Raw genomic sequence first — 23,407 nt, forward strand, 5'->3', positions numbered from 1 at the left:
CAATGATCATCCGTTCGCTCTAGCTTAGAGCACGAAGCGGCCAGGAGGAGAAGCCTGACCATGGCAGGTGTGAAAAACTACTCCTCGTGGCTGGAAAGCAACGGCGCCTCCACCCTCTCGGTCGGGCCGAAGATGTCCTCGAAAGCCCGGCGCATGACCGCGTCGACCTCCGGCATGGTCACGGGGATCCCCAGGTCCACGAGGCTCGTGACCCCATGACGGGTCACCCCGCAGGGAACGATGCCGGAAAAATGGGAGAGGTCCGGCTCCACGTTGAGGCTGATTCCGTGGAAGGTTGCCCAGCGCCGGACGCGGATCCCGATCGCCGCGATCTTGTCCTCGGCGGTCTCGCCCTTGTCGGGACGGCGCACCCAGACCCCGACCCGGTCCTCCCGGCGCTCGCCCCGGACGTTGAACTCCGCGAGCGTCCGGATCAGCCAGGATTCGAGCGCCGCCACGTAGCGCCGCAGATCGGGCCCACGACGCTTCAGGTCGAGCATCACATAGGCCACCCGCTGGCCGGGGCCATGATAGGTATATTGCCCTCCCCGGCCCGTCTGATGAACCGGAAACCGGTCCGGATCCACCAGGTCCGCGGGCTGCGCCGAGGTCCCGGCCGTATACAGCGGGGGATGCTCCACGAGCCAGGCGAGCTCGCGCGCCCGGCCCTCGGCGATCGCCTCGGCCCGGGCCTCCATGAAGGCGACCGCCGCCTCGTAGGGCATCAGCTCTTCGGAAATCGCCCATTCCACGGAATCGGATCCGCTTTCGCTCAAAAACCGATCGGCCAGGCTGTCCCGCAGGTTCGACACCGTTTCACCCTTACGCTCAATGTTGCGATCTTGTGGTCCCGGACAGCGGCAACGGTCAACACGCGCCCCTGATTCCGCCCTCTATATGGGGATTGTCGGCTCCGGGATGCACATCTTCCCATAGGAAATGTCGAGTTTCGCGACGGAGTGAAAAGATGGGCTTGCGGTGCCCGGATCGATCTGTTAGAGCCACCACCACTTCGGGAGCACTGCTCCTGAAGACGAGTTCCGCGGCCATGGCGGAATTGGTAGACGCGCTAGCTTGAGGTGCTAGTGGGGAGACCCGTGGAGGTTCGAGTCCTCTTGGCCGCACCAACTCACCGGATGCCTTCGGGCATCACAAAAAGGCCCCTTCGGGGGCCTTTTTTGTTGCCCGGATTCCACCACGCGAGAGCATCGCCCCCGGAAGCGGATTTTTGCTTTGCGACCGGTTCGATGCTCCACTCTCTGGACGCGCATCGTTTGAGCGGAAAGCGGGGTCCACTTTTCCGCACGATGCTTCCTTCCTGGAAAGAGCGCATCGTTTGAGCGGAAAACCGGGTCCACTTTTCCGCACGATGCTTCCTTCCTGGAAAGAGCGCATCGTTTGAGCGGAAAACCGGGTCCACTTTTCCGCACGATGCGCTAGGTTCCCGAATCTCCCTTTCGCGAACCTGAATCGATCTTCCAGGAACTGCGGCCAATCATTTCCCTGAACGAGACTTTCAGGCGCGTTGCACCCATGCCCGCACGCCCCTAAAAGGCCCGCTCAACAATCCGAGGACAGGCTCATGCTGGAAGTCGACACCAATCCGACTCTTCCACCGCCCAACGGGCCGGTTCTTCAGCCTCTGAGCTTCCGGGACGAGGAAGGCGAACTCAATCCGGAATTCCTCGCCGCCGCCGCGGACGCCATCGACGCGTCCGATTCCGAGCGCCTGCAGCAGCTGGTGGAGGACTTTCACGAATCCGAACTCGGCGACCTTCTCGAAGCCCTGGCGCCGGAACAGCGCCCGCGGCTGATCGAACTGCTCGGAGCGGCCTTCGACTTCACGGCGCTCACCGAGGTGGACGAGGCGGTCCGCGAGGAGATTCTCGAGGAGCTCGAAACCTCGACCGTCGCGGAAGGCGTCCGCGAGCTCGATTCCGACGACGCCGTCACGATCCTCGAAAGCCTGCCGGACGAGGAAAAGGCCGAGGTCCTCGATCAGCTTCCGGCCATGGAGCGCGTCGCGCTCCAGCGCTCCCTCGACTACCCGGAAGACAGCGCCGGCCGGCGCATGCAGACCGAGTTCATCGCCGTGCCGCCCTTCTGGACGGTGGGCCAGACCATCGACTTCATGCGCGACACGGAGGAGCTGCCCGACACCTTCTACGAGATCTTCGTGATCGATCCGGCCGGGCATCTTCTCGGCGCGGTGGCTCTCGACAGGCTGCTGCGCTCGAAGCGTCCCATCACGATCCAGGAGATCATGGAGGACGAGCCGGACCGGGTGGAGGCCACCGACCACCAGGAAGAGGTCGCCCGCCTCTTCGAGCGTTTCAACCTCGTCTCCGCCGCCGTGGTGGATTCCGAGAACCGCCTCGTCGGCGTGATCCTGGTCGACGACATCGTCGACGTGCTGGAAGAGGAAGCCGATGCCGACATCAAGCAGCTCGGCGGCGTGAAGCCGGACGAGGAGCTGTCGGACACCGTCTTCTATACCCAGCGCAGCCGTTTCCCCTGGCTCTTCGCCAATATGTGCACGGCCTTCCTGTCGGCGGGCGTCATCCGCATGTTCGAGGAGTCGCTCCAGCACATGGTGGCCCTGGCGATCCTCATGCCCATCGTGGCCTCCATGGGCGGCAATGCGGGCACGCAGACCATGACGGTGACCGTGCGGGCGCTGGCCACCCGCGATCTCGGGCGCTCCAACGCCTGGCGCATCATCGTGCGCGAGGCGGCGGTCGGCGTTCTCAACGGCGTCGTCTTCGCCATCATCATGGGAGGCGTCGCATCCCTGTGGTTCCAGACGCCCGAAATCGGCCTCGTGATCGGGCTCGCCCTCATCACCGTCCTGATCTTCGCGGCGCTGGGCGGCATCTTCGTGCCGCTGGGGCTCAACCGCCTCGGCGTGGACCCCGCCGTGTCCTCCGGCCCCTTCGTGACCACGATCACCGATATCGTGGGATTCTTCTCCTTCCTGGGTATAGCCACGCTCTGGTTTAATCTGTAATAGGATTGCAGGGACCTGATCGTAAGGAGGATGTTAACCCCTTTTGGGGCATCCCTGATGCGATCAAGTTCTGCGTTCATGACAGATAAGCCCGATGACGAAACGCCGCCGTTCCTCCCGCCGCTCCAGAAGCTCCGGTCTGACGACGATCCTTCGGGCTGCCCGCTTCGGCGCCCTGACCGCCATCGCGTTCGGCTTGGCCTCCTGCGCGATCTCCCCCGCGAGCCGCTACCCGGCCAAGGGCGATGCGCGCCCGCACCAGGGCGTCGCAACCGCCCATAGGCTCCCGATCCATGGGGTCGACATCTCCAAGTGGCAGGGCCAGGTGGACTGGGCCTCGCTGCGTCAGGCGGGCACGAAGTTCGCCTTCATCAAGGCCACCGAGGGCGGCGATCACATCGACAGCCGCTTCACGGAAAACTGGTACGGCGCGAAGAAGGCCGGCGTTCCGCGCGGGGCCTATCACTTCGTGTTCTGGTGCCGCCCGGCCCACGAGCAGGCGGCCTGGTTCAAGAAGAACGTGCCGGCCGACCCCGACGCCCTGCCCCCGGTCCTCGACGTGGAATGGAACGGCCAGTCCGTGAACTGCCCGAAGAAGGTTCCACGCGAGCAGGCCCTCTCCATGATCGGCGTCATGCTGCGTGAGATGGAGGCGCATACCGGCAAGCGCCCGATCATCTACACGGACATCACCTTCCATAAGGAAATCCTCGAAGGCGAGTTCACCGATTATCCGTTCTGGATCCGCAGCACCGCCGCGGAGCCTCACGAGCGCTACGCCGACCGCCGCTGGACCTTCTGGCAGTTCACCACCACCGGCCGCGTGCCGGGCGTCGACGGCGACGTGGACCGCAACACGTTCTACGGCACCGAGAACCAGTGGCGCATGTTCGTCCAGAGCGCCTGCGACCCGCGTGACTATCGCAGGCTCGCACCGGTCGGAAAATGCCAGGGCCTGGACCCGGTCCAGACCGCGAGCATCGGCGACTGACCCCTCGCGGAACCGCCGGGAAGACACGTCCTCGACGCCGTCTCGGGGCTCGAGCCTTTTCCATGAACTTCGGTTCATGGAAAAGGCTCTTGTTGTTTGAGAAAGACGCCTTTTCTTCGCAAAACCGGCATCCACTTTTGCGGAAAAGGCCCTCGCCCGAGACGGGCTGTCTCTGCCCTCTTCGTCGTCCGCGCGACCGTGTCATTCCCGCGCCCATCGCGTAGGCGGGTATCCATAGCCATTACCTACCGAGAGGAGTTCGGTCATGACGGGAGTCAGGATGGCATCGCCAGCCTAAACGCTCCACGCGGCCAAGATCCAAGATTCTCCTGCTGAATCCCATTCACCCTCCCTGTTCGGAGAGTTCACGCGACGAGGATAATAATCATATTCGCCCTGATAGCTTAGCCATTGAGAGGGCACCATGGGCGCAGAGAACACCTCCCCACTCGTCGTAGGGACGGAAGGCGACGATTTCCTCAGGACGCCTGTCGACGGCGGCTCTCTCGCCGGGCTCGGGGGCAATGACTGGCTCGACGGCGGCGACGGGAACGATACCCTCGACGGCGGGGCCGGCAACGACGTGCTGCATGGGGGATACGGCGACGACACCTATCTCTGGCGGCCCGAGGCGGGCGCTTACGACGTCATCCACGACCCCATGGGCAACGACACGATCCGGATCGATGCGCCGCACGCCCGGCTGACGTTCATGCGGGATCCGAACACGACCTCGCTCAAGATCGTGTCAGACGGCGCGGTCCTTGAAGTCGAGGGCTATTTCAACCCTCGGCTCCACATCGAGAACATCGTCTTCTCGGATGGCACCGTCTGGCACCTGGACGATGTGCTGCAGGTGGTGTCAGATCCCCTTCCGCCTCCGCCGCACGAGGAGCCCCCGCCGCCTCCCCTGCCCCCGGAAGAGCCGCCGCACCAGCCCGTGGAAATCCACGGCACCGGCGGCAACGACCTGCTCGTGGGTGGGGCTGAGGATAATCTCATCTTCGGCTATGACGGCGACGACACTCTCGCTGGCGGCACCGGCAACAACCTGCTCGTCGGCGGCAGCGGCAACGACACCTACCGCTGGAACGGCGGTTGGGATGTGATCGTGGACGACAGCGGCGACGACACGGTCGAGATCGGCCTCGACGGCCACCTGACCTGGTCGTATCAGGTCGGCACCGACAACCTGCTCATTGCCGCGGACAGCGGCGAGACGCTGATCGTCAAGCACTTCTTCAATCCGGAGAACGGCATCGAGCGCTTTACGTTCTCAAACGGCGACGTGCTGACGCGTGCCGACATTCTGGAGCGCCTGCCCTTCCCGCCGCACGAGGAGCCCCCGCTGCCCCCGCATGAGGAGCCCCCGCCGCCGCACGGGCCCGTCGCCATCGTCGGCACGGAGGGGAATGATGACCTCCAGGCGCCGACCGGGGTCAGCGCGGCGATGAACGGGCTCGGCGGCGACGACATTCTCATAGGAAGCCAGTACGACGATACCCTCAATGGAGGGGCTGGCGACGACCAGATGATCGGCGGTTCCGGCAACGATACCTATCTCTGGCGGCCCTTGACCGGATCGAACGATTTCATCTCCGATATCGACGGCGAGGACACTCTGCGGATCGATGCCACGGCGGGAGAACTGACCTTCAGCCGGAATGGGAACGGGTTCAGCCTAGTGATCTCGCGGGGCAATTCTTCCCTGATGATCGAGGGCTATTTCGGGTGGTTCAACGGCAACGGCCACATCGAGAAGATCGTCTTCTCGGACGGCATCGTCTGGCACCTGAACGACGTGCTGGCGGCGTTGTCCGAAACGCCTCCGCCGCCGGAGGAGCCTCCGCTACCGCCTGGGGAAATCCACGGCACCAGCGGCAACGATCTGCTCGTGGGCGGGGCTGGGGACAATTTCGTCTTCGGCTGGGACGGCGACGACACCCTCGCTGGCGGAGCAGGCAGTAATGTGCTCGTCGGCGGCAACGGTAACGACACCTACCGCTGGACCGGCGGCAACGGCAACGACGAGATCGTGGACGGCAGCGGCGACGATACGGTCGAGATCGCTTTCGATGGCCACCTGACCTGGTCGTACCAGGTCGGCACCGACAACCTGCTCATCGCCGCGGACAACGGCAGCACCCTGATCGTCAGGAACTTCTTCGATCCGGAATACGGCATCGAGCGTTTCACGTTCTCGAACGGCGACGTGCTGACCCGTGCCGACATTCTGGAGCGCCTGCCCTTCCCGCCGCACGAGGACCCTCCGCTGCCGCCTGAGAACCCGCCTCCGCACGAGGAGCCGTCTCCCTCACCCAGAGTGATCATCGGTACGGATGGCGACGATATCCTGATCGGCAGCGATCTCGACGACACCATCGACGGTGGCGCCGGCAACGATCTGCTCAAGGGAGGCTCTGGAAACGACACCTATATCTGGGGTCCCGGCAAGGGAATGGATGTGGTTCGCGACTCCGGTGGCATCGACAGGATCGTCATCGATGCTAGGCCAGAAGAGCTGCAATTCTTCGGTAGCACCGGCGACAGGAGTCAGGCCCTGATCATCAAGGCCGGCAACGATCAGCTCCTCATCGAGGGTTATTTCAACGAAGAGCCTTTCGAGAACGGACAGATTGAAACGCTGGTCTTTTCCAATGGAGTCGAGTGGCGGATGGCGGACGTACTCGCTGTGCTCCGAGACATTCCCGGCCCAATTCCGAATCCTCACCCGGAGCCAAATCCGGATCCGATTCCAGAGCCAAATCCGGATCCCGAAAACCCGCCACCGGACGGGCATCCCGACCCGCAGCCGGATCCGCAGCCGAATCCAGTGGGCCAGCTGATCATCGGAACGGCCGGGAACGACGTCCTTGTGGGCGGCGACGGGAACGACACCCTCGACGGCGGGGCCGGCCAGGATCTGCTGAAGGGCGGCGCCGGGAACGACACCTATCGCTGGGCCCTGGGCAGCGGAAACGATACGATCTCCGATGCGAGCGGCACCGATACCTTGAGCATTTTCGCCAATTCGTCGGAAGTGACCCTCACGGCGAGCGGTCGCGACTTCGCGGATCTGACCATCGGTCTCCATGGCCAAACGCTGGTCGTCCGGGACTACTTCGTCGTCACGGCGAGCGGCGGCTATCTGGAGAACATCGCGTTCGCCGACGGCCAGGTCTGGCAGGTCGATAAAGTCTGGCAGGCCCTGCAGACGAGGATTGGCGGGAACGGCAACGACATCATCGTCGGCAACGACCTCAGCAACATCCTCAAGGGCGGATCAGGCCGCGACAAGCTCAACGGGGGCAAAGGCAACGACAAGCTCTTTGGCGGACATGACAAAGACGTCCTGACGGGGGGAGCGGGCCGAGACGTCTTCGTGTTCACGAAAGCCTCCGACGCCGGCCTTGGCACGAACCGCGACACGATCACGGACTTCAAGTGCGGGTTCGATCGCATCGATCTCAGCGGCATCGACGCCAATGCCCGGACGAAGGTCGACAACAGCTTCACGAAGCTCCTCTCCGGGAAAGCGAAGTTCACGGCGGCCGGGCAGCTTCGCTACGACGCCAAGACCGGGATCCTGTCCGGCAATACGGACAAGGACGCGGCGGCGGAGTTCGAGATCCAGCTGAAGAGCAAACTGCATCTCAAGCTGAGCGATTTCGTCCTTTAGCGCATCGTGCGAAAAAGCGGGAACCGGTTTTGCGGGAGAAGATGCTCAAAGACAGAGACTGACTGCATCGGATGGGAGTTCGATGTCACACCCGATGCTGTAGCCCCGATCTCCAGGCCCGTTTTCAAGGCCCTTTCCCCAGGTCCTCCTGAAACCGGCAGAGCGCCCCCTTCATCACCTGATGGAGGGGGTTTTCTTTTGGCGCCGGGCCTGAGGCCGGGCATCGGTTCCGGCGATCGAGCGGCGCCCCTTTCGATCCGCCGCAGGCCCGGAAGTCCGCCCTCCCCCGGAATCCGTGACGCATTCGGACAGGCCCCTTGAAAAGGTCAGCATCGCTGTCCAAGATCATGCGGAACGACAAGCGGTCCACGGCGCTTCCGATGCCGATGGGCGAAGGAGGAAACAGGAATGCTGCCGAACGCCGCCCAAAGCTTCAATTTCGACCTCGGCGAGACCGCCGACGCGATCCGTGAAACCGTGCGCGACTTCGCGCAGGAGAAGATCGCCCCGCGCGCCGAGGAGATCGACCGCACGAACCAGTTCCCGCGCGATCTCTGGCCCCAGATGGGCGACCTTGGCCTCCACGGCATCACCGTCGAGGAGGAATACGGCGGCACCGGCCTGGGCTATCTCGAGCACGTGATCGCCATGGAGGAAATCTCCCGCGCCTCGGCGTCCGTCGGCCTCTCCTACGGGGCGCATTCCAACCTCTGCGTCAACCAGATCCGCCGCAACGGCACGGACGACCAGAAGCGCCGCTACCTGCCGAAGCTCATCTCCGGCGAGCATGTGGGCGCGCTGGCGATGTCGGAGCCCGGCTCGGGCTCCGACGTGGTCTCCATGCGCACCCGCGCGGAGAAGCGCGGCGACCGTTACGTGCTCAACGGCAACAAGATGTGGATCACCAACGGTCCGAGCGCCGAGACGCTCGTGGTCTACGCCAAGACGGACCCGGAGGCAGGTGCGCGCGGCATCACGGCCTTTCTCATCGAGAAGGATTTCAAAGGCTTTTCCACGCACCAGAAGCTCGACAAGCTCGGCATGCGGGGCTCCGACACCTGCGAACTGGTCTTCGAGGATTGCGAGGTGCCCGAGGAGAACGTGCTGGGACAGGTCGGCAAGGGCGTGAACGTGCTCATGTCCGGTCTCGACTACGAACGCGCCGTGCTCGCCGCCGGCCCCTTGGGCATCATGCAGGCCTGCATGGACGTGGTGTTTCCCTATATTCACGAGCGCAAGCAGTTCGGCCAGTCCATCGGCGAGTTCCAGCTCGTTCAGGGCAAGGTGGCCGACATGTACGTGACCATGAACGCCGCGAAGGCCTATGTCTATGCGGTGGCGAAGGCCTGCGACCGGAGCGAGACCACCCGCGAGGACGCCGCCGGGGCGATCCTCTACGCGGCCGAGAAGGCCACGCAATGCGCCCTCGACGCCATCCAGCTCCTCGGCGGAAACGGCTACATCAACGATTACCCGACGGGCCGCCTTCTGCGCGACGCAAAGCTCTACGAGATCGGCGCGGGCACCAGCGAGATCCGTCGCATGCTGATCGGTCGCGAGCTGTTCGCGAAGACCGCATAGGTCACGCCGTCGCCCGCATCGGAAAGACGCGAAGGCGCTCCTTGTGAGCCGCGCGGGCGAGATCGGGCCTGGAGCATCGGACGCGGGACGTGGGAACCGGTTTTGCGTTCGATGCTCCTCCTAGAGGAGCGCATCGTTCTCGCGAAGAACCGGATCCATTGTTTCGCACGATGCTCTAAGACGGCTTGCGGACCTTGTAGAGCTGGAACCCACGCCCGTTATGCATGATCTGCAGCAGGTCCGGCGCCGGATTGGCCGTCTCGTCGGGGTCGGTGCCGAGCACGATTAGATAATCGTAGAAGTCCGGCCAGCGGTCCCAGTAATGCGGCCCGTCGGCCGAAGCCCCCTGCTCGTCCGCATCGACGATCACGCGGCTGATGGTCGGCGTGTCGCCGTCTTCCGTATCCACATGCGCGGCGTGGCCTGCGCGGGCGCGCAGGATCTGCTTGCCCGGAACGACGAACAGCCGCGACACCAGGGCGGACCTCTCGATTACGGCCAGATTGGGCGCATGCGACAGCGCCGCGTCGACGGCTCCCTCGGCGGGATCGTCCGCCTGGGTGACGAGCAGCCGCGAGCCCGGCTGCATCATGCGCAGCGAGGTCCTGAGCTCCAGCAGGGGCTGTGAGAGGGCGACCCAATGGGCGGAGACGTCGACGATGCGAAACGCGATGGCGACGAGGCAGATCGCGAAGAAGGCGTTGTGGTTTTCGAGCTTCTTCAGGTCGACCGAGATGAAGCCCAGGCTCATGAAGAAGATGCCAACGACGAGCCGCTGATCCGCCATCCATGAGCCGAACGCCATGCGGGGCATCGCCAGGAAGGCGATCGTCAGGATGCCCGCCACGATCACGCCCGCCGGATGGAACCGAACCAGCCCGCGGCGGATGGCGATCCCGATCGCAGCCGCGATGAGAATGAGGAACGGGATGTCGGTAAAGTCCGAATAGACCGAGAAGAAGAGCGTGATCGCCTCGAACTTCCCTTGCGATTCCCAGACGATGTCGTGCGAGAGTCCCCATGTGGGGCTCGTGACGAGAAGATAGAGGAAAGGCAGGAACGGCAAGCCGAGGGCGAGTGCGCTCTTCACGAGAGGCATCGGCCGCCAGCCCTTTTGCGTCCACAACCGCCAGAACTCGAAGCTTCCGATGCCAAGGCCATAGAGGCCCAGCGCCGAGAGGTGACAGACGTAGAGCACGGCGCAGAACGCCACGCTGACCACGGCTCTGACGAGCCAGTGCCTTTCACCGAGGGCCATCCAGGCGGCGAGGCCGAAAACGGCGACGCCGACGCCGAACAGGTAGTTCATCAGGCCCGTGAACAGAAAGCCGTTATAGACGAAGAGGCCGCCCACGAGCGGCCAGGCGGACCAGCGGCCGTTGAGGACCCTCTGCAGCACGACCGGCCCGAGCAGCATGAGAAGAAGCGTCAGTCCGACGAAGACCCGTCCCGCGGTATAGACCCCGAGGAGCGGCGTCAGCGGCGGCACGATCAGGTCCATGATGAGGTTCGGAACCGGCGCCCAGGCCGCCTCGTAGAACCGGGACAAGGCCTCGTTGCCGGGAAGGCTTGCGAGGGCGTGCATCCGCGCCAGGTGGTTGGGGTAATCTTCCAGAGGCGGCACGAGGGCATAGAAGAGCGGCAGGAGGATCAGCGCCGCCACCAGCCCGATCTGCTTGAACACGACCCAGGAACGTTCGCCGCCTGCATCGGCATCGGCCGCCACAGCGATGCCGCCTCTCTTGTACTTCGTCATCTCGGCCCCTCGACAGCCGCTTTTCGAACGCATCGCGACTCGGCTTACGGCGACGGTCATAAGAACCCGCCGCCTGCCAAGGTCAACTGGTCATTCAGAGCGAGTTGATGCGGAAACGGAGGAGAAGACCGAGATGCGGCATTTTGCTCGGATCGTCCGTACGTCCCGCGTGATGGCCGAGCCGACGCGTCATCGGGACATGCTCAACGCGACGTGATCCCTCAGCCTCTTGCAATCGTGAAATAATGGTGCATGACAATGGCAGGGCTTGCGGAGGCATCTCTCGCGGTGGCGTTCCGCGCGCTCGCCCGCTATGAGTAGCTATCCTAACGTCAGGAAACTCTCATGACTCTCGACAAGACGATCGCCGACGCCCTGCGCGCCGCCTCCACCGCCACGATCACCACCGTGCTGCTGAAGAAGGGCGTCCGCCGCTGCTGGATGAAGGGGCCGATGCCAGCCTTCAACGCGACGGAGAAGATGGTGGGCCGCGCCTTCACGCTTCGCTTCGTTCCCGCCCGCGAAGATCTGGCGACGCCCGAGTCCTGGGCCTCTCCGATCTCGACGCGCGCGGCCATCGAGGCCATGCCCGAGGGTTGCATCGCGGTCGTCGATTCCATGGGCGTGACCGATGCCGGCATCTTCGGCGATATCCTCACGGCCCGCATGGAAAAGCGCGGCGTCGCGGCGCTCGTCACGGACGGCGCCGTGCGTGATGCGGTCGGCGTCGAGGGCACGAATCTTCCGGTCTGGTGCGCGGGCGTCGCCGCGCCGCCTTCGGTGGCGGGCCTCACCTTCGTCGGCTGGCAGGAGCCCATCGGTTGCGGCGGCGTCGCGATCTTCCCCGACGACGTGATCGTCGCGGACCGCGACGGCGTGGTGGTCATTCCCGCCGCCCTCGTCGAGGATGTGGCGAAAGCCGCCGTCGAGCAGGAACGCTACGAGTTGTGGGTCATGCGCGAAGTGGAGAAGGGCGTTCCCCTCCCCGGGCTCTACCCGCCGAACGCGGAGACGAAGGCCCGCTACGAGGCCGAGTCCAAGGTTTAACCCCCAACGCAGAAGGATGGCTGGTGTTTTACTACGTCTCTAAGATCGCCTGGTTCTTCGCCACGCCGTCCAACCTGCTTCTCAGCCTGATCCTGCTGAGCCTCCTCGTCGCGCTGGTGCGCCGCCTGCGGGGATTCGGACTGGGCCTTGCGATCGTCGCCACGGTAGCGACGATCGCGCTCGGGCTCCTGCCCGTCGCCACCTTTCTCATGGCGCCACTGGAAGAGCGCTTTCCTCAGTTTCAGGACGACGGAAAGCCGGTGGATGGAATCATCCTGCTCGGCGGCGCCATCGATGCGTCGGACTCCGTTTCGCGCGGACAGATCGCCGCCAACGAGGCGGCGGAGCGCATTCTCGACACGATCCAGCTCGCCCATCGCTATCCGCAGGCGCGCATCCTGATTTCCGGCGGCGGCGGCACGGTGTTCGGCGACGGCGTCGACGAGGCGCCCGTCGTCGCGGATTACTTCAAGAGCATCGGCATCGACCCGGCCCGCTTCATCATCGAGGACCGCTCGCGCACGACGGCGGAAAACGCGCTCTATTCGCGCGCGCTCGTGCAGCCCAAGGACGGCGAGCGCTGGCTTCTCGTGACCTCGGCGTGGCACATGCCCCGCGCTGTGGGGGTCTTCGACAAGGTGGGCTTTCCCGTCACTCCCTATCCGGTGGATTTCCGGACCGGTGGCGGCGCGAACAATCTCTACATCTTCGCGTCTATTTCCGACGGATTGCGGCGGCTCGATGTGGTGGCGAAGGAATGGGCCGGGCTCGTCGGTTATTACCTGGCGGGCCGCATGAACGTGCTGTTCCCGGCTCCTCACGCCTCCCCATCGGCGGCGGGAAGCGCGAGCCTGTAGGTTCCGCGAAAATCGTCGGGGTCGACCGGACGGCCCTTGCGCAGAATCACGATCCGCCCCTCCTTCATCAGGCGCACGGCCACCTTCCGCACCGGCTGCATGAGAGGGCCCCAGCCTTCCGGCTGGTTGCCGCCGACCGCCTGAGCGACATCGGCGGGTCCGATGGTCTTGCCCGGTCCGCGCTCCTCAAGGAGCGAGAGCAGGACAGTTTCGAGGTCTTCCGGTTTCGCGTCTTTAATCATGCTCGTGTCCCAAGGCGGCGTCATGCGCGTCGGATATGAATTGACGGCGCCACATGACGAACAGAACCGCTGCCGTCGCGGCGATGAACAGATAGGCGCCGATGAACCAGCCGAGATAGGCGAGCGAGAAGAAAAAGGCCCGCTGTCCCCGGTTGAAATGCTTGCCGGCGACCACGTTCATGGCGGCGGCCTGGCGCGCCACGGCAAGCGCCTCCTCCCGGTTTCCGTCCTTCAGGATGGGGACGGAGCCGACGATGATGGCCATGTAGTTGAACAGGCGGTACGACCAGGCGAACTTGAAGAAGGCATAGACGAAGATGATCGCGAGGCCGATCACCTTCACCTCCCAGGCGAGGCGCGTCATCGGAGGGCCGAAGGGCAGCTCGCCGAAGATCGGCAGAACCTCGTCCGCCGAGCGCAGAAGCGCCAGCACGCCGCCGATTGCGATCAGGGAGGTGGAGGCGAAGAAGGCCGTGCCGTTCATCAGGGAGGCCATGATCGTGGTGTCCACGATCCGGTTCTCGCGCACGACCAGCTGCTCCATCCAGCGAAAGCGATACTGATTCATGATCCTGTTGAGGCTCTTCTGTCCGGCACCGGTCAGCTCGACGGCTCCATGGTAGCCGAGCCACGCCACGACGAAGAAGATCAGCGCCGTATAATCGACCAAGGTGAATCCGAGCAAACTGCGCCTCCCGTTGACTCTGTCGCTATCATGCCCAGTTTGTTGATGGCCTCAAAGTGGAGCGAACCGGCTATGCCTCAGACCATCACCCGCGGCTACAAGACATTGCTCGACGAGGCCAGCGCAAAGATCGAGACTCTGCCCATTCAGGAGGCAATCGCCCTGCATGGACGCGAGGACGTGGTGTTCGTGGATCTGCGGGACCCGCGCGAGCTGGAGCGGGAGGGCCGCATGCCCGGCGCCGTCCATTGCCCGCGCGGCATGCTCGAATTCTGGATCGATCCGGAAAGCCCCTACCACAAGCCGGTCTTCAATCAGGACAAGACCTTCGTGTTCTTCTGCGCCGCCGGATGGCGCTCCGCCCTCTCCGCGGCCACGGCGCAGGACATGGGGTTGAAGCCCGTGGCGCATGTCGAGGGCGGCTTCACGGCCTGGAAGGATGCGGGCGGTCCTGTCGAAGTCGGGGCGAAACAGGCTTAGAGCATCGAACGCGGGAAGTTGGAACTGGTTTTGCGCGAAAAGACGCTCGAGACCATAGACTCGAGGAGCGCATCGCTTGAGCGGACCCGCCGGGTCGATCCGATGCTCTCTTCTTAGACGAACGCATCGTTGCGAGCGGACCCGAAGGGCCACGTTCGTGAAAACCGGGTCCACTTTTCGCTCGCGCGGCCCGCCTTAGTCCGCGATGCGCTAAGCCGTTCTGCGCACTTCGAAGCCGTTTGCGTGGTCGAGTTCGTGATCGGCGCCCTCGACCGGCTCGACCAGCTGCACCAGGGACCCGGCCGGCCCTTCATGGCAGGCCTTGAGCATGACCTCGACCATCTCGCCCGGGCCTGAGAACACCGCCTCGACACTGCCGTCCGCCCGGTTGCGGACCCAGCCCGTCAATCCATGCAGCTGAGCCTGGTGCTGCGTCCAGACGCGAAAGCCGACCCCCTGAACCCGTCCGTGTATCCGCACATGAGCAATCCGGTTCGCGATCATTGTTTCCTGCTCTCACATTACGCATGTCGGGCATCGCGCGCCGTCGAGCCCACCTTCGGTCGCATCGAAGGATCATGCAACACGGGATTCAACGCATGCCTACGGCAAAGGTTCGGGCAGGCGGAGAGGCTGCAGATATCCTACTTGCGGATCGTGCTCGAAGGCGCGGCCCAGAGCGGACGGACCTTCGGGGCCTGCGGGGCGGGCGCAGGCGCGCCGTGGCGGTTCGGCAGCCACGGGCCGAGGCTTCGGACGTAGTCCTCCGGCAACCCTGCATGGATGGCCGCCTCGATGACGCCCTCCATGTAGCCGGGACGCGGCGTGCCGGGCTTGGCGCTTCGCCCGATATAGACCACGGCGCGGCGGGGCCCCTGCTCCGTGACGACCGGCTGGACCACCTTGGCGTAGAGGCCGGTCGAGAGGCTCTCATAGCGGTCGAGCGCGGGCACGTCCGCAAGCGCCAGATCCCACACCATGCCCCAGACCGTGCGCTGCGGATCGCGCGTAACGGTCGCGTAGCCTTCATCGAAAATCATGAAGCGGTGACGCATGAGCCGCGCGATGCCGACCGGCTTCGAGGCCGGGCAGCGCTGAAGCATCGCGACCCGGTCCATGTTGGAGCCATAGGCGAAGTAAAGGGGCATGGGACCTGTCCTGCGGGACTGGCGGCTCTCAGGCGAATTCGAGAATGACCGCGTCGACGGCGAGGCTATCGCCTTCCTTGGCGTGAATTTTGGCGATGGTGCCGTCGCGCTCGGCGCGCAGCACGTTTTCCATCTTCATCGCCTCGACGATGCACAACGGCTCGCCCGCCTTGACCTCCTGGCCGGGGCTGACGCTGATCGCCTTCACCAGGCCGGGCATCGGGCACAGCAGCCGCTTGCCCGTATCCGCCTCCTGGCGCGCCGGCATCAGCGCGGCCAGCTCCGCCTCGCGCCGGGTATAGACCCGCACCTCGGCCGCCGCGCCCGCATGCGCCAGCGCCACCCCGTTGAGGAGCGGCCGCACCTGCACGGCGATGGCCTCGCCCCCGACCGTGCCGGTCCAGACCGGCTCGCCCGGCCGCCAGGCCGACACCACCGGCCAGGACTGGCCGTCGAGCACCACGGCAACGCCGCCGTCGCGGTCCTCGATCACCACGTCGTACCGGGCGGCGCCGAGCAGCACGACCCGTTCCCGCTCGAACCGGAGCGCGGCGGCCGGGCGCAGCTGGCCCGAGATCTGGCGCTTGCGCTCGTTCATGAGGTGATCGATCGCCGCCGCCACGGCCGCCATGCGAAGCGCCACCGCGCCCTCCGGCGCCGGCACCGTGAAGCCGTGCGGGAACTCCTCGGCGAGAAAGCCGGTCGAGAGCTTGCCGCTCTTCCAGCGCGGGTGCTGCATCAGCGCCGAGAGGAACGGAATGTTGTGGCGGATGCCGGCGATCGCGAAGGCATCGAGCGCCTGCGCCTGGGCGGCGATCGCCTGCGCGCGGGTCGGCGCATGCGTCACCAGCTTGGCGATCATCGGATCGTAATGGATCGAGATCTCGCCGCCCTCATCGACGCCGGTGTCGGTGCGCACGCTCACGCCATCCGCCGTGCCCTCCGGCGGCGGCCGGTAGGTGACGAGGCGGCCGGTCGAGGGCAGGAAGTTGCGCACCGGATCCTCGGCATAGATGCGGCTTTCCACCGCCCAGCCGCTAAGCCGCACGTCGGCCTGGCGCAGGCGCAACGGCTCGCCGGCCGCGACCCGGATCATCTCCTCGACGAGATCGATGCCGGTGATCATCTCGGTCACCGGATGCTCGACCTGCAGGCGGGTGTTCATCTCGAGGAAGTAGAACGCCTTGTCCTGGCCGGCGACGAACTCGACGGTGCCGGCGGAATCGTAGCCGACCGCCTTGGCGAGCGCCACAGCCTGCTCGCCCATGCGGCGGCGGGTGGCCGCGTCGAGCAGCGGCGAGGGCGCCTCCTCGATGACCTTCTGGTTGCGGCGCTGGATCGAGCATTCGCGCTCGCCGAGAAAGATCACGTGGCCGTGCTTGTCGCCGAGCACCTGGATCTCGATGTGGCGCGGATCGGTGATGAACTTCTCGATGAAGACGCGGTCGTCGCCAAACGACGAGGCCGCCTCCGACTTGGCGCGCGCGAAGCCCTCGGCGACCTCGGCGGCGGCATGGGCGATGCGCATGCCCTTGCCGCCGCCGCCGGCCGAGGCCTTGATCATCACCGGGTAGCCGATCTCGTCGGCGATCGCGACCGCCTGGTCGGGGCCGTCGATCACGCCGAGATAACCCGGCACGGTCGAGACCCCGGCGGCGGCGGCGGCCTTCTTGGACGCGATCTTGTCGCCCATGGCGGCGATCGCGCCGGGATGAGGCCCGATGAACACGATGCCGGCCTCGGCCAGGGCGGTGGCGAAGGCCTCGCGCTCGGACAGGAAGCCGTAGCCGGGATGGACCGCCTGGGCGCCGGTCGCCTGGCAGGCCGCGACGATCTTCTCGATCGCGAGATAGGACTGGGCGGCCGCGGCCGGGCCGATCGGGACGGCCTCGTCGGCCATCTCGACGTGCAGGGCGTCGCGATCGGCCTCGGAATAGACCGCCACCGTCTTGAGGCCCATGCGCCGGGCGGTCTTGATCACCCGGCACGCGATCTCGCCGCGGTTCGCAATCAGAATCTTGTCGAACATGAGCCTCGGACGCTCCACCCACAAAAGAACTTGCCACAAAAGGACTTGGCCCCACCTCCGTTACTGCACATCGGTGCCTTGGGGAAGCAGGGCCAGGTTCAGTATTTAGGTTAGATAACGATGGGCCGGCGCTCAGGCGGCCGCGAGGCTCATCCGGGCCCGCTGGCGTCCGCGCATGATGAAGTCGAGGAGCGCCACGTCCACGTAGCCCGCCTCGTCGAGAATGGCATAGGCGATGGTCATGGCGTTGCGGCTGGGGCCGCTGACCTCCAGAACGGTGGCCAGCCACAGGGCATCGTCGTTGCTCACGACCCCATGAGGTTGCCGTTTCCATACCACGAAATCCACCACGAGCCTGGTGAGCGCCACCCCCCAGCTCTCGTCCGCCTCGACGATGCGGTCCACGGCCAGCAGCGTCTCCACCTCCAGGCGGCTGGTGATGCCATCCCGCAGCACTTCGCCGGTGAGCGCCTTCACGGCATCGGCGGAAATGAAATTGCAATCCGCGGCATTGTCGATGAACTGGCGAAGGCTGTCCTTCATCATCCCCATGGCTCCCTCCGGCCCTCATCTGCGACAGGCCGGTCGATCTCTTGCGTGGGATGAGTTTCACACGGGCGGCAGCGTAAACCGTTAACGCGAAATGCTGAATCGCCGTTGAGGTTAAGCCTTGCTGAGACTTTTTGGTTGCCGGTTTCTTAGTCGCCCCGAATTTCGAGCAGCCATGCGGATTTGAATGCGGGGCTCCATGTCGCTTGCATTCCCGCAAGATCGCCCTTTCCGCACTCCCTTCCGCACCGATGGTACATATCTTGGCGTCATGCGGCGCGCTTTTCGCTGCCGCTCGTTAAGGAACACGCTCATGCGACACCACGGTATTCATCACGTCACCGCCATCGCGGGTCCGGCCCGTCGCAACCTCGATTTCTACACCCGGGTCCTCGGGCTTCGTCTCGTCAAGAAGACGGTCAATTTCGACGATCCCGGCACCTACCATCTCTATTTCGGCGACAGCCACGGCAGCCCGGGATCGATCCTCACCTTCTTCCCCTGGGAGCATGTGGCTCCCGGTCGGACCGGAATCGGCTCGACCTCCGAGACCGCCTTCCGCGTGCCGGCAAGCTCCCTCGGCTACTGGAGCCATCGCTTCATCGAGCAGGGCGTCGAGCATGGCGCGCTGGAGAAGCGCTTCGGCGAGAGCGTCCTGCCCTTCAAGGATCCCCATGGCACCAGCCTGGCCCTCGTCGGAGTCGCCGATGCCGGGACCGAGGAGGCCTGGGCGGCGGGCGAGATTCCGGCGGAACATGCCATCCGGGGCCTGGAGGGCGTGACGCTCCTCGTGGAGAACGGCGAGCCCACCGGCGCGATCCTCACGGATGTCCTCGGCTTCCGCGAAGTGGCGCGGGAAGGCTCTCTCGTGCGCTACAGGAGCGACGCCGCCATCGGCGGCACCGTCGATATCCGCAGCGTCGGCGGCTTCCTGCCGGAGCGCATGGGCGGCGGGTCGGTGCATCACGTCGCATTCCGGGCCGCGGACGATGACGACCAGGCCAGGATGGTGAAGACTCTCGCGGAGAAATACGGCCTCCACACTACGGAGCAGAAGGACCGGAACTACTTCCGTTCCGTCTATTTCCGCGAGCCCGGCGGTATTCTGTTCGAGATCGCCACCGATGCGCCCGGCTTTGCCGTGGACGAGGCGGAGGATCGCCTGGGAAGCGAACTCAAGTTGCCCGCCTTCCTCGAGCCGAGCCGCCCCAAGATCGAGGCTCGTCTGCCTGAGCTGGCTTGACGAAAACCCTCTCCCCTTCGGGGGAGAGGACAAGGTGAGAAAACCCATGACCGAGCTGTCCTTTATCCATCGCTACGAGCCCGCCACCGAGCCCGGCCGCCCGCCTCTCCTGCTGCTTCACGGCACGGGCGGAGACGAGAACGACCTGATCTCCTTGGGCCGCATGGTCTCGCCCGGATCCGCCCTGCTCTCCCCGCGCGGCAAGGTGCTGGAGAACGGCATGCCGCGCTTCTTCCGCCGATTGGCGGAAGGCGTGTTCGACGAGGAGGACCTGCGCCTTCGCACCGGCGAACTCGCCGATTTCGTCACCGACGCGCGCAAGGCCTATGGCCTTGAGGCTCCGATCGCGCTCGGCTTCTCCAACGGCGCGAACATCGCCGCCGCGATGCTGATGCTGCGTCCCGCGGCGCTGTCGGGCGCCGCGCTGCTGCGCGCCATGGTGCCGTTCCAGAATGAGCCCAAGAGCGATCTTACAGGCAAGCGCGTGCTGATGGTGTCGGGGCTGATGGATCCGATCATTCCGGCCGACAACGCGGCGCGGCTCGCCGCATCGCTCGCGGCGTCGGGAGCGGAGGTCACGCATGAAACACTGCCGACCGGGCACGGGCTGTCCCAGACCGACCTGCAGCTGCTCGTGAAGTGGTTTTCGGAGCAAGGGACGTAGCGGCGCCGGCGCGAATAGCGCCTCACGCCCTCATCATTCATCGTCATGGCCGCACTTGGTTTACGGCCATCCGCGTCTTCACGAGCCGACCAAGTCAAAAGACGTGGATGCCCGGCTCAAGTCCGGGCATGACGAGAATGATGCTTCCACGATAGAGCAGCGCATCGGGCGAAAATTGAACCCGGTTTTCACGACCGTGGCCCTTCGGGCCCGCGCCGAACGATGCGCCATTGAAGGAGTGGAGCATCGGATTGGATCCCAAAGGTGCAAATCCACTTTTCACGTCCGATGCTCTAGAGAACCCCCGTTTCGAAGAAGCGCTCGATGGCCTCCTCGGAAGGCTTGATGTCGATGCCGCGCTCCTTGAGCCAGTCGTCGTTGAAATGCGTGGAGCGGTAGCGGTCGCCGGAATCGCACAGCAGCGTTACCACCGAGCCTGTCTCGCCCTGCCGCACCATGTCGCCGACGATCTGCGCCACAGCCCAGAGATTGGTGCCGGTCGAGCCGCCGCAGGATCGGCCGATGCGCCGGGAGAGAACCCGCGCTGCCGCGATGCTCGCGTCGTCGGGCACCGCATAGGCCCGGTCGATGAGTTCCGGCACGAAGGACGGCTCGCAGCGCGGCCGGCCGATGCCCTCGATGACGGAAGGCGGCTCGCTGGTGGTGCATACGCTGCGGTCCGCCAGGTGCCGATGGAAGACCGAGGCCTCCGGATCGGCGAGGCACAGCTTCGTCGGCAGGCGGCGATAGCGGATGTAGCGCCCGAGCGTCGCCGAGGTGCCGCCGGTGCCCGCGCCGACCACGACCCAGCGCGGCACCGGATATTCCTCATGGGCCATCTGGCTGAAGATGGATTCCGCGATGTTGTTGTTGCCGCGCCAGTCCGTAGCCCGCTCGGCATAGGTGAACTGGTCCATGTAATGGCCGCCGAGATCGCGGGCGAGCCTCGCGCTCTCCTCGTACATCTCGGCAGGCGAATCCACGAAATGGCTCTCGCCGCCATAGAAGGCGATCTGCGCGATCTTCTCGGCGGAGGTCGAGCGCGGCATCACAGCGATGAAGCGCAAACCCAGCATCCGGGCGAAATAGGCCTCCGACACCGCCGTCGATCCGCTCGATGCCTCGATGATCGTCGTGTTCGGCCCGATCCAGCCGTTGCACAGCCCGTACAGGAACAGCGAACGCGCCAGCCGATGCTTGAGGCTGCCCGACGGATGGGTCGATTCATCCTTCAGGTACAGCGATATGCCGGGCAAGGCCGGCAGCGGCACCTGCAGGAGATGCGTATCCGACGAGCGGTTGAAATCCGCCTCGATGATCTGGATGGCGGTGGAAACCCAGGAGCGGTTGCATGAAACTGGCATGATCATAGCGGAATATTATCGTGCTTTTTCCAGGGCTGCTCGGTTTCCTTATGCCGCAGCATGGCGAGCGCCCGGGCGATCCGCCGGCGGGTCGAATGCGGCATGATCACCTCGTCGATATAGCCGCGCTCGGCCGCCACGAACGGCGACATGAAGCGGTCCTCGTATTCCTTGGTCCGCGCCGCGATCTTGTCGGCATCGCCCAGATCCTGGCGGAAGATGATCTCCACCGCGCCCTTGGCTCCCATCACGGCAATCTGCGCCGATGGCCAGGCATAGTTGACGTCGCCGCCGATATGTTTGGACGCCATCACGTCATAGGCCCCGCCAAAGGCCTTGCGCGTGATCACCGTCACCAGCGGCACCGTCGCCTGCGCATAGGCAAACAGCAGCTTCGCGCCGTGCTTGATCAGGCCGCCATATTCCTGCGCCGTGCCGGGCAGAAACCCCGGCACGTCCGCGAAGGTGACGATCGGGATGTTGAACGCGTCGCAAAAGCGCACGAAGCGCGCCGCCTTGCGCGAGGCATCCGAGTCGAGCACGCCCGCCAGCACCATCGGCTGGTTGGCCACGAACCCCACCGTGCGGCCCTCGAGGCGCCCGAAGCCGGTCAGGATGTTCTTGGCATACGCCTCCTGGAGCTCGAAGAAGTCGCCCTCGTCCACGACCTTCAGGATCAGCTCCTTCATGTCGTAGGGCTTGTTGGGATGGTCCGGGATCAGCGTGTCGAGGCTGGCGTCCACCCGGTCCGGGTCGTCGAAGCTCGGGATTTCCGGCACGCCGTCCATGTTGTTGGCGGGCAGGAAGTCGAGCAGGCGGCGCACCTGCAGCAGCGCCTCGACGTCGTTGTCGTAGGCGCCGTCGGCGACCGACGACTTGGTGGTGTGGACCTTGGCGCCGCCGAGCTCCTCGGCCGTGACGGTCTCGTTGGTGACGGTCTTGACCACGTCGGGGCCGGTGACGAACATGTACGAGCGGTCGCGCACCATGAAGATGAAGTCGGTCATGGCCGGCGAATAGACGTCGCCACCCGCGCACGGGCCCATGATGACCGAGATCTGCGGGATCACCCCGGAGGCGATCACGTTGCGCCGGAACACCTCGCCGTAGCCGCCGAGCGCGGCCACGCCCTCCTGGATGCGCGCGCCGCCGGCATCGAACAGGCCCACGATCGGAGCGCGCATTTTCAGGGCCATGTCCTGGATCTTGGTGATCTTCTGGGCATGGGCCTCGGAGAGCGAGCCGCCGAACACGGTGAAATCCTTGGCGAAGACGAAGACCGTGCGGCCGTTGACCGTGCCCCAGCCGGTGACGACGCCGTCGCCCGGGATCTTGGCTTGGTCCATGCCGAAATCCGCCGAGCGGTGCTCGACGAACATGTCGAACTCCTCGAACGAGCCCGTGTCGAGCAACAGCTCGAGGCGCTCGCGCGCCGTGAGCTTGCCGCGGCCATGCTGCGCCTGAATGCGCTTGGCGCCGCCGCCGAGGCGGGCCTGCCCCCGCCGCTCTTCAAGCCGTTCGAGAATGTCTTTCATGGATAGTCCCTGATACCGGGAGATGGATCGCTCCCGATTAGCACAGCCATAAGCCGCCCCAAAGTCCCACGAAGGAAGTGTGCTCCGGAGCACTTCACAGGACGGCTCCCGCGCGCTAAGACAGCTCCGTTATAACATTATAATGGATAAACCATGAACACCATGAAAGCTCTTGCAGCCCTCGCCCTCGCCCTCTCCCTGTCGGCCGCCGGCTGCGCCAGCCGCTCCGAGGACGTGGCGGCATCCTACGTCTCCTCGTCCATGTACTCCGGCTATAGCTGCCGCGAGCTGAGCGCCGAGGCCCAGCGGGTCAGTTCAGCCGCAGCCGCAGCCGCGGGCACGCAGGATTCCGCCCGCATCCGGGATACGATCGCCACCACCGCCGCCCTCGTGGTCTTCTGGCCCGCCGCCTTCTTCGTCGGCGGCAACGGCGCCCAGGCGGCCGAGCTCGGACGCCTGAAGGGCCAGATGCAGGCAATCGAGGAAGCCTCGGTCAGAAGGCATTGCGGCATCACCTTCCGCCGCGTCTAAGCCCTCGAAAGATCTAGAG

Annotated in this window: 20 protein-coding genes, 1 tRNA gene and 1 pseudogene; 11 read left to right on the top strand and 11 right to left on the bottom strand. The window is 65.1% G+C overall.

Translation table 11 applies throughout. The features are described from left to right. Window positions 1-77 precede the first annotated feature (77 nt). Window positions 78-812 carry a lipoyl(octanoyl) transferase LipB gene (lipB, locus tag AB8841_RS22455; protein WP_370438000.1) on the bottom strand — a complete coding sequence of 245 codons (735 nt, stop codon included), beginning with the start codon at window positions 810-812 and terminating at the stop codon, window positions 78-80. Between the two features lie 230 nt (window positions 813-1,042). On the opposite strand from lipB, the gene AB8841_RS22460 reads away from it, so the two are divergent. The 5 genes from AB8841_RS22460 (at window position 1,043) to AB8841_RS22480 (ending at window position 9,258) form a co-directional block, all read left to right on the top strand. Continuing rightward, window positions 1,043-1,127: transfer RNA gene (locus AB8841_RS22460), tRNA-Leu, on the top strand. A gap of 455 nt (window positions 1,128-1,582) precedes the next feature. Continuing rightward, the gene (gene mgtE / locus AB8841_RS22465) at window positions 1,583-3,007 is read left to right on the top strand and encodes a magnesium transporter (RefSeq protein WP_370438001.1); all 1,425 of its coding nucleotides are present in this window, start codon (window positions 1,583-1,585) and stop codon (window positions 3,005-3,007) included. A gap of 94 nt (window positions 3,008-3,101) precedes the next feature. Next, window positions 3,102-3,998 (top strand): GH25 family lysozyme, encoded by an 897-nt coding sequence (locus AB8841_RS22470; protein WP_370438002.1) that lies wholly within the window; start codon window positions 3,102-3,104, stop codon window positions 3,996-3,998. A gap of 424 nt (window positions 3,999-4,422) precedes the next feature. Next, window positions 4,423-7,677, top strand: a complete 3,255-nt coding sequence (locus AB8841_RS22475; RefSeq protein ID WP_370438003.1) for a calcium-binding protein — start codon at window positions 4,423-4,425, stop codon at window positions 7,675-7,677. Window positions 7,678-8,085: 408 nt separating this feature from the next. Further along, window positions 8,086-9,258, top strand: a complete 1,173-nt coding sequence (locus AB8841_RS22480) for an isovaleryl-CoA dehydrogenase (RefSeq protein ID WP_370438004.1) — start codon at window positions 8,086-8,088, stop codon at window positions 9,256-9,258. Between the two features lie 175 nt (window positions 9,259-9,433). Here AB8841_RS22480 and AB8841_RS22485 read toward each other — a convergent pair whose 3' ends face one another. Next, the gene (locus tag AB8841_RS22485) at window positions 9,434-11,014 is read right to left on the bottom strand and encodes a hypothetical protein (protein WP_370438005.1); all 1,581 of its coding nucleotides are present in this window, start codon (window positions 11,012-11,014) and stop codon (window positions 9,434-9,436) included. Between the two features lie 345 nt (window positions 11,015-11,359). On the opposite strand from AB8841_RS22485, the gene AB8841_RS22490 reads away from it, so the two are divergent. Together AB8841_RS22490 and AB8841_RS22495 are read left to right on the top strand one after the other, a co-directional pair. Continuing rightward, window positions 11,360-12,061 carry a ribonuclease activity regulator RraA gene (locus AB8841_RS22490; RefSeq protein WP_370438006.1) on the top strand — a complete coding sequence of 234 codons (702 nt, stop codon included), beginning with the start codon at window positions 11,360-11,362 and terminating at the stop codon, window positions 12,059-12,061. Between the two features lie 23 nt (window positions 12,062-12,084). Beyond that, on the top strand, window positions 12,085-12,918 hold the full coding sequence (locus AB8841_RS22495) for a YdcF family protein (protein WP_370438007.1): 834 nt from the start codon (window positions 12,085-12,087) through the stop codon (window positions 12,916-12,918). On the opposite strand, the gene AB8841_RS22500 is transcribed toward AB8841_RS22495, so the two are convergent. Together AB8841_RS22500 and AB8841_RS22505 are read right to left on the bottom strand one after the other, a co-directional pair. Next, on the bottom strand, window positions 12,879-13,160 hold the full coding sequence (locus tag AB8841_RS22500) for a DUF3253 domain-containing protein (protein WP_370438008.1): 282 nt from the start codon (window positions 13,158-13,160) through the stop codon (window positions 12,879-12,881). The two genes, AB8841_RS22495 and AB8841_RS22500, sit on opposite strands and share 40 nt — an antisense overlap. Next, on the bottom strand, window positions 13,153-13,845 hold the full coding sequence (locus AB8841_RS22505) for a DUF599 domain-containing protein (RefSeq protein ID WP_370438009.1): 693 nt from the start codon (window positions 13,843-13,845) through the stop codon (window positions 13,153-13,155). Before AB8841_RS22505 ends, AB8841_RS22500 begins: the two co-directional genes overlap by 8 nt. A gap of 72 nt (window positions 13,846-13,917) precedes the next feature. Between AB8841_RS22505 and AB8841_RS22510 the strand changes: the two genes are divergently transcribed. Continuing rightward, window positions 13,918-14,325 carry a rhodanese-like domain-containing protein gene (locus AB8841_RS22510; protein ID WP_370438010.1) on the top strand — a complete coding sequence of 136 codons (408 nt, stop codon included), beginning with the start codon at window positions 13,918-13,920 and terminating at the stop codon, window positions 14,323-14,325. Window positions 14,326-14,535: 210 nt separating this feature from the next. Here the strand turns inward: AB8841_RS22510 and AB8841_RS22515 are convergent, their stop codons facing one another. From AB8841_RS22515 to AB8841_RS22530, 4 genes and pseudogenes are all read right to left on the bottom strand, one after another. After that, entirely contained in the window at window positions 14,536-14,829 is a 294-nt protein-coding gene (locus tag AB8841_RS22515) for an acylphosphatase (RefSeq protein ID WP_370438011.1), read from the bottom strand. A gap of 233 nt (window positions 14,830-15,062) precedes the next feature. Beyond that, a pseudogene (locus AB8841_RS22520) lies at window positions 15,063-15,473 on the bottom strand (gamma-glutamylcyclotransferase family protein); the annotation flags it as partial. Between the two features lie 28 nt (window positions 15,474-15,501). Beyond that, the gene (locus AB8841_RS22525) at window positions 15,502-17,502 is read right to left on the bottom strand and encodes an acetyl-CoA carboxylase biotin carboxylase subunit (protein WP_370438012.1); all 2,001 of its coding nucleotides are present in this window, start codon (window positions 17,500-17,502) and stop codon (window positions 15,502-15,504) included. Window positions 17,503-17,634: 132 nt separating this feature from the next. Beyond that, window positions 17,635-18,048: a hypothetical protein gene (locus AB8841_RS22530; protein ID WP_370438013.1), complete on the bottom strand. Its 414-nt coding sequence runs from the start codon at window positions 18,046-18,048 to the stop codon at window positions 17,635-17,637. A 316-nt stretch (window positions 18,049-18,364) separates the two neighbouring features. Here AB8841_RS22530 and AB8841_RS22535 point away from each other — a divergent pair, with 316 nt between their 5' ends. Beyond that, the gene (locus AB8841_RS22535; protein ID WP_370438014.1) at window positions 18,365-19,294 is read left to right on the top strand and encodes a ring-cleaving dioxygenase; all 930 of its coding nucleotides are present in this window, start codon (window positions 18,365-18,367) and stop codon (window positions 19,292-19,294) included. A gap of 46 nt (window positions 19,295-19,340) precedes the next feature. Next, a complete protein-coding gene (locus AB8841_RS22540) occupies window positions 19,341-19,958 on the top strand; it encodes an alpha/beta hydrolase (RefSeq protein WP_370438015.1) in 618 nt (205 codons plus the stop codon). 94 nt (window positions 19,959-20,052) lie between these two features. Here the strand turns inward: AB8841_RS22540 and AB8841_RS22545 are convergent, their stop codons facing one another. Genes AB8841_RS22545 through AB8841_RS22555 form a run of 3 tightly spaced genes read right to left on the bottom strand, consistent with a single transcriptional unit; the run spans window position 20,053 to window position 22,857 of the window. After that, window positions 20,053-20,205 (bottom strand): hypothetical protein, encoded by a 153-nt coding sequence (locus AB8841_RS22545; protein ID WP_370438016.1) that lies wholly within the window; start codon window positions 20,203-20,205, stop codon window positions 20,053-20,055. Window positions 20,206-20,251: 46 nt separating this feature from the next. Further along, window positions 20,252-21,322 (bottom strand): PLP-dependent cysteine synthase family protein, encoded by a 1,071-nt coding sequence (locus AB8841_RS22550; protein ID WP_370438017.1) that lies wholly within the window; start codon window positions 21,320-21,322, stop codon window positions 20,252-20,254. A gap of 2 nt (window positions 21,323-21,324) precedes the next feature. Then, window positions 21,325-22,857: an acyl-CoA carboxylase subunit beta gene (locus AB8841_RS22555; protein WP_370438018.1), complete on the bottom strand. Its 1,533-nt coding sequence runs from the start codon at window positions 22,855-22,857 to the stop codon at window positions 21,325-21,327. Window positions 22,858-23,010: 153 nt separating this feature from the next. Between AB8841_RS22555 and AB8841_RS22560 the strand changes: the two genes are divergently transcribed. After that, window positions 23,011-23,388, top strand: a complete 378-nt coding sequence (locus tag AB8841_RS22560) for a hypothetical protein (protein ID WP_370438019.1) — start codon at window positions 23,011-23,013, stop codon at window positions 23,386-23,388. Window positions 23,389-23,407 lie beyond the last annotated feature (19 nt).

This window comes from Microvirga sp. TS319 (assembly GCF_041276405.1).
GTDB lineage: Bacteria > Pseudomonadota > Alphaproteobacteria > Rhizobiales > Beijerinckiaceae > Microvirga.

Bases quoted from the DNA above. Each gene is read 5' to 3' on its own strand.
- AB8841_RS22515 (WP_370438011.1), bottom strand. From the start codon at position 14,829: ATGATCGCGAACCGGATTGCTCATGTGCGGATACACGGACGGGTTCAG.
- AB8841_RS22500 (WP_370438008.1), bottom strand. From the start codon at position 13,160: ATGATTAAAGACGCGAAACCGGAAGACCTCGAAACTGTCCTGCTCTCG.
- AB8841_RS22480 (WP_370438004.1), top strand. From the start codon at position 8,086: ATGCTGCCGAACGCCGCCCAAAGCTTCAATTTCGACCTCGGCGAGACC.
- AB8841_RS22485 (WP_370438005.1), bottom strand. From the start codon at position 11,014: ATGACGAAGTACAAGAGAGGCGGCATCGCTGTGGCGGCCGATGCCGAT.
- AB8841_RS22490 (WP_370438006.1), top strand. From the start codon at position 11,360: ATGACTCTCGACAAGACGATCGCCGACGCCCTGCGCGCCGCCTCCACC.
- mgtE (WP_370438001.1), top strand. From the start codon at position 1,583: ATGCTGGAAGTCGACACCAATCCGACTCTTCCACCGCCCAACGGGCCG.
- AB8841_RS22540 (WP_370438015.1), top strand. From the start codon at position 19,341: ATGACCGAGCTGTCCTTTATCCATCGCTACGAGCCCGCCACCGAGCCC.
- AB8841_RS22470 (WP_370438002.1), top strand. From the start codon at position 3,102: ATGACGAAACGCCGCCGTTCCTCCCGCCGCTCCAGAAGCTCCGGTCTG.
- AB8841_RS22545 (WP_370438016.1), bottom strand. From the start codon at position 20,205: ATGCTCCACTCCTTCAATGGCGCATCGTTCGGCGCGGGCCCGAAGGGC.
- AB8841_RS22510 (WP_370438010.1), top strand. From the start codon at position 13,918: ATGCCTCAGACCATCACCCGCGGCTACAAGACATTGCTCGACGAGGCC.
- AB8841_RS22550 (WP_370438017.1), bottom strand. From the start codon at position 21,322: ATGCCAGTTTCATGCAACCGCTCCTGGGTTTCCACCGCCATCCAGATC.
- AB8841_RS22535 (WP_370438014.1), top strand. From the start codon at position 18,365: ATGCGACACCACGGTATTCATCACGTCACCGCCATCGCGGGTCCGGCC.
- AB8841_RS22530 (WP_370438013.1), bottom strand. From the start codon at position 18,048: ATGATGAAGGACAGCCTTCGCCAGTTCATCGACAATGCCGCGGATTGC.
- AB8841_RS22560 (WP_370438019.1), top strand. From the start codon at position 23,011: ATGAACACCATGAAAGCTCTTGCAGCCCTCGCCCTCGCCCTCTCCCTG.
- AB8841_RS22555 (WP_370438018.1), bottom strand. From the start codon at position 22,857: ATGAAAGACATTCTCGAACGGCTTGAAGAGCGGCGGGGGCAGGCCCGC.
- AB8841_RS22525 (WP_370438012.1), bottom strand. From the start codon at position 17,502: ATGTTCGACAAGATTCTGATTGCGAACCGCGGCGAGATCGCGTGCCGG.
- AB8841_RS22475 (WP_370438003.1), top strand. From the start codon at position 4,423: ATGGGCGCAGAGAACACCTCCCCACTCGTCGTAGGGACGGAAGGCGAC.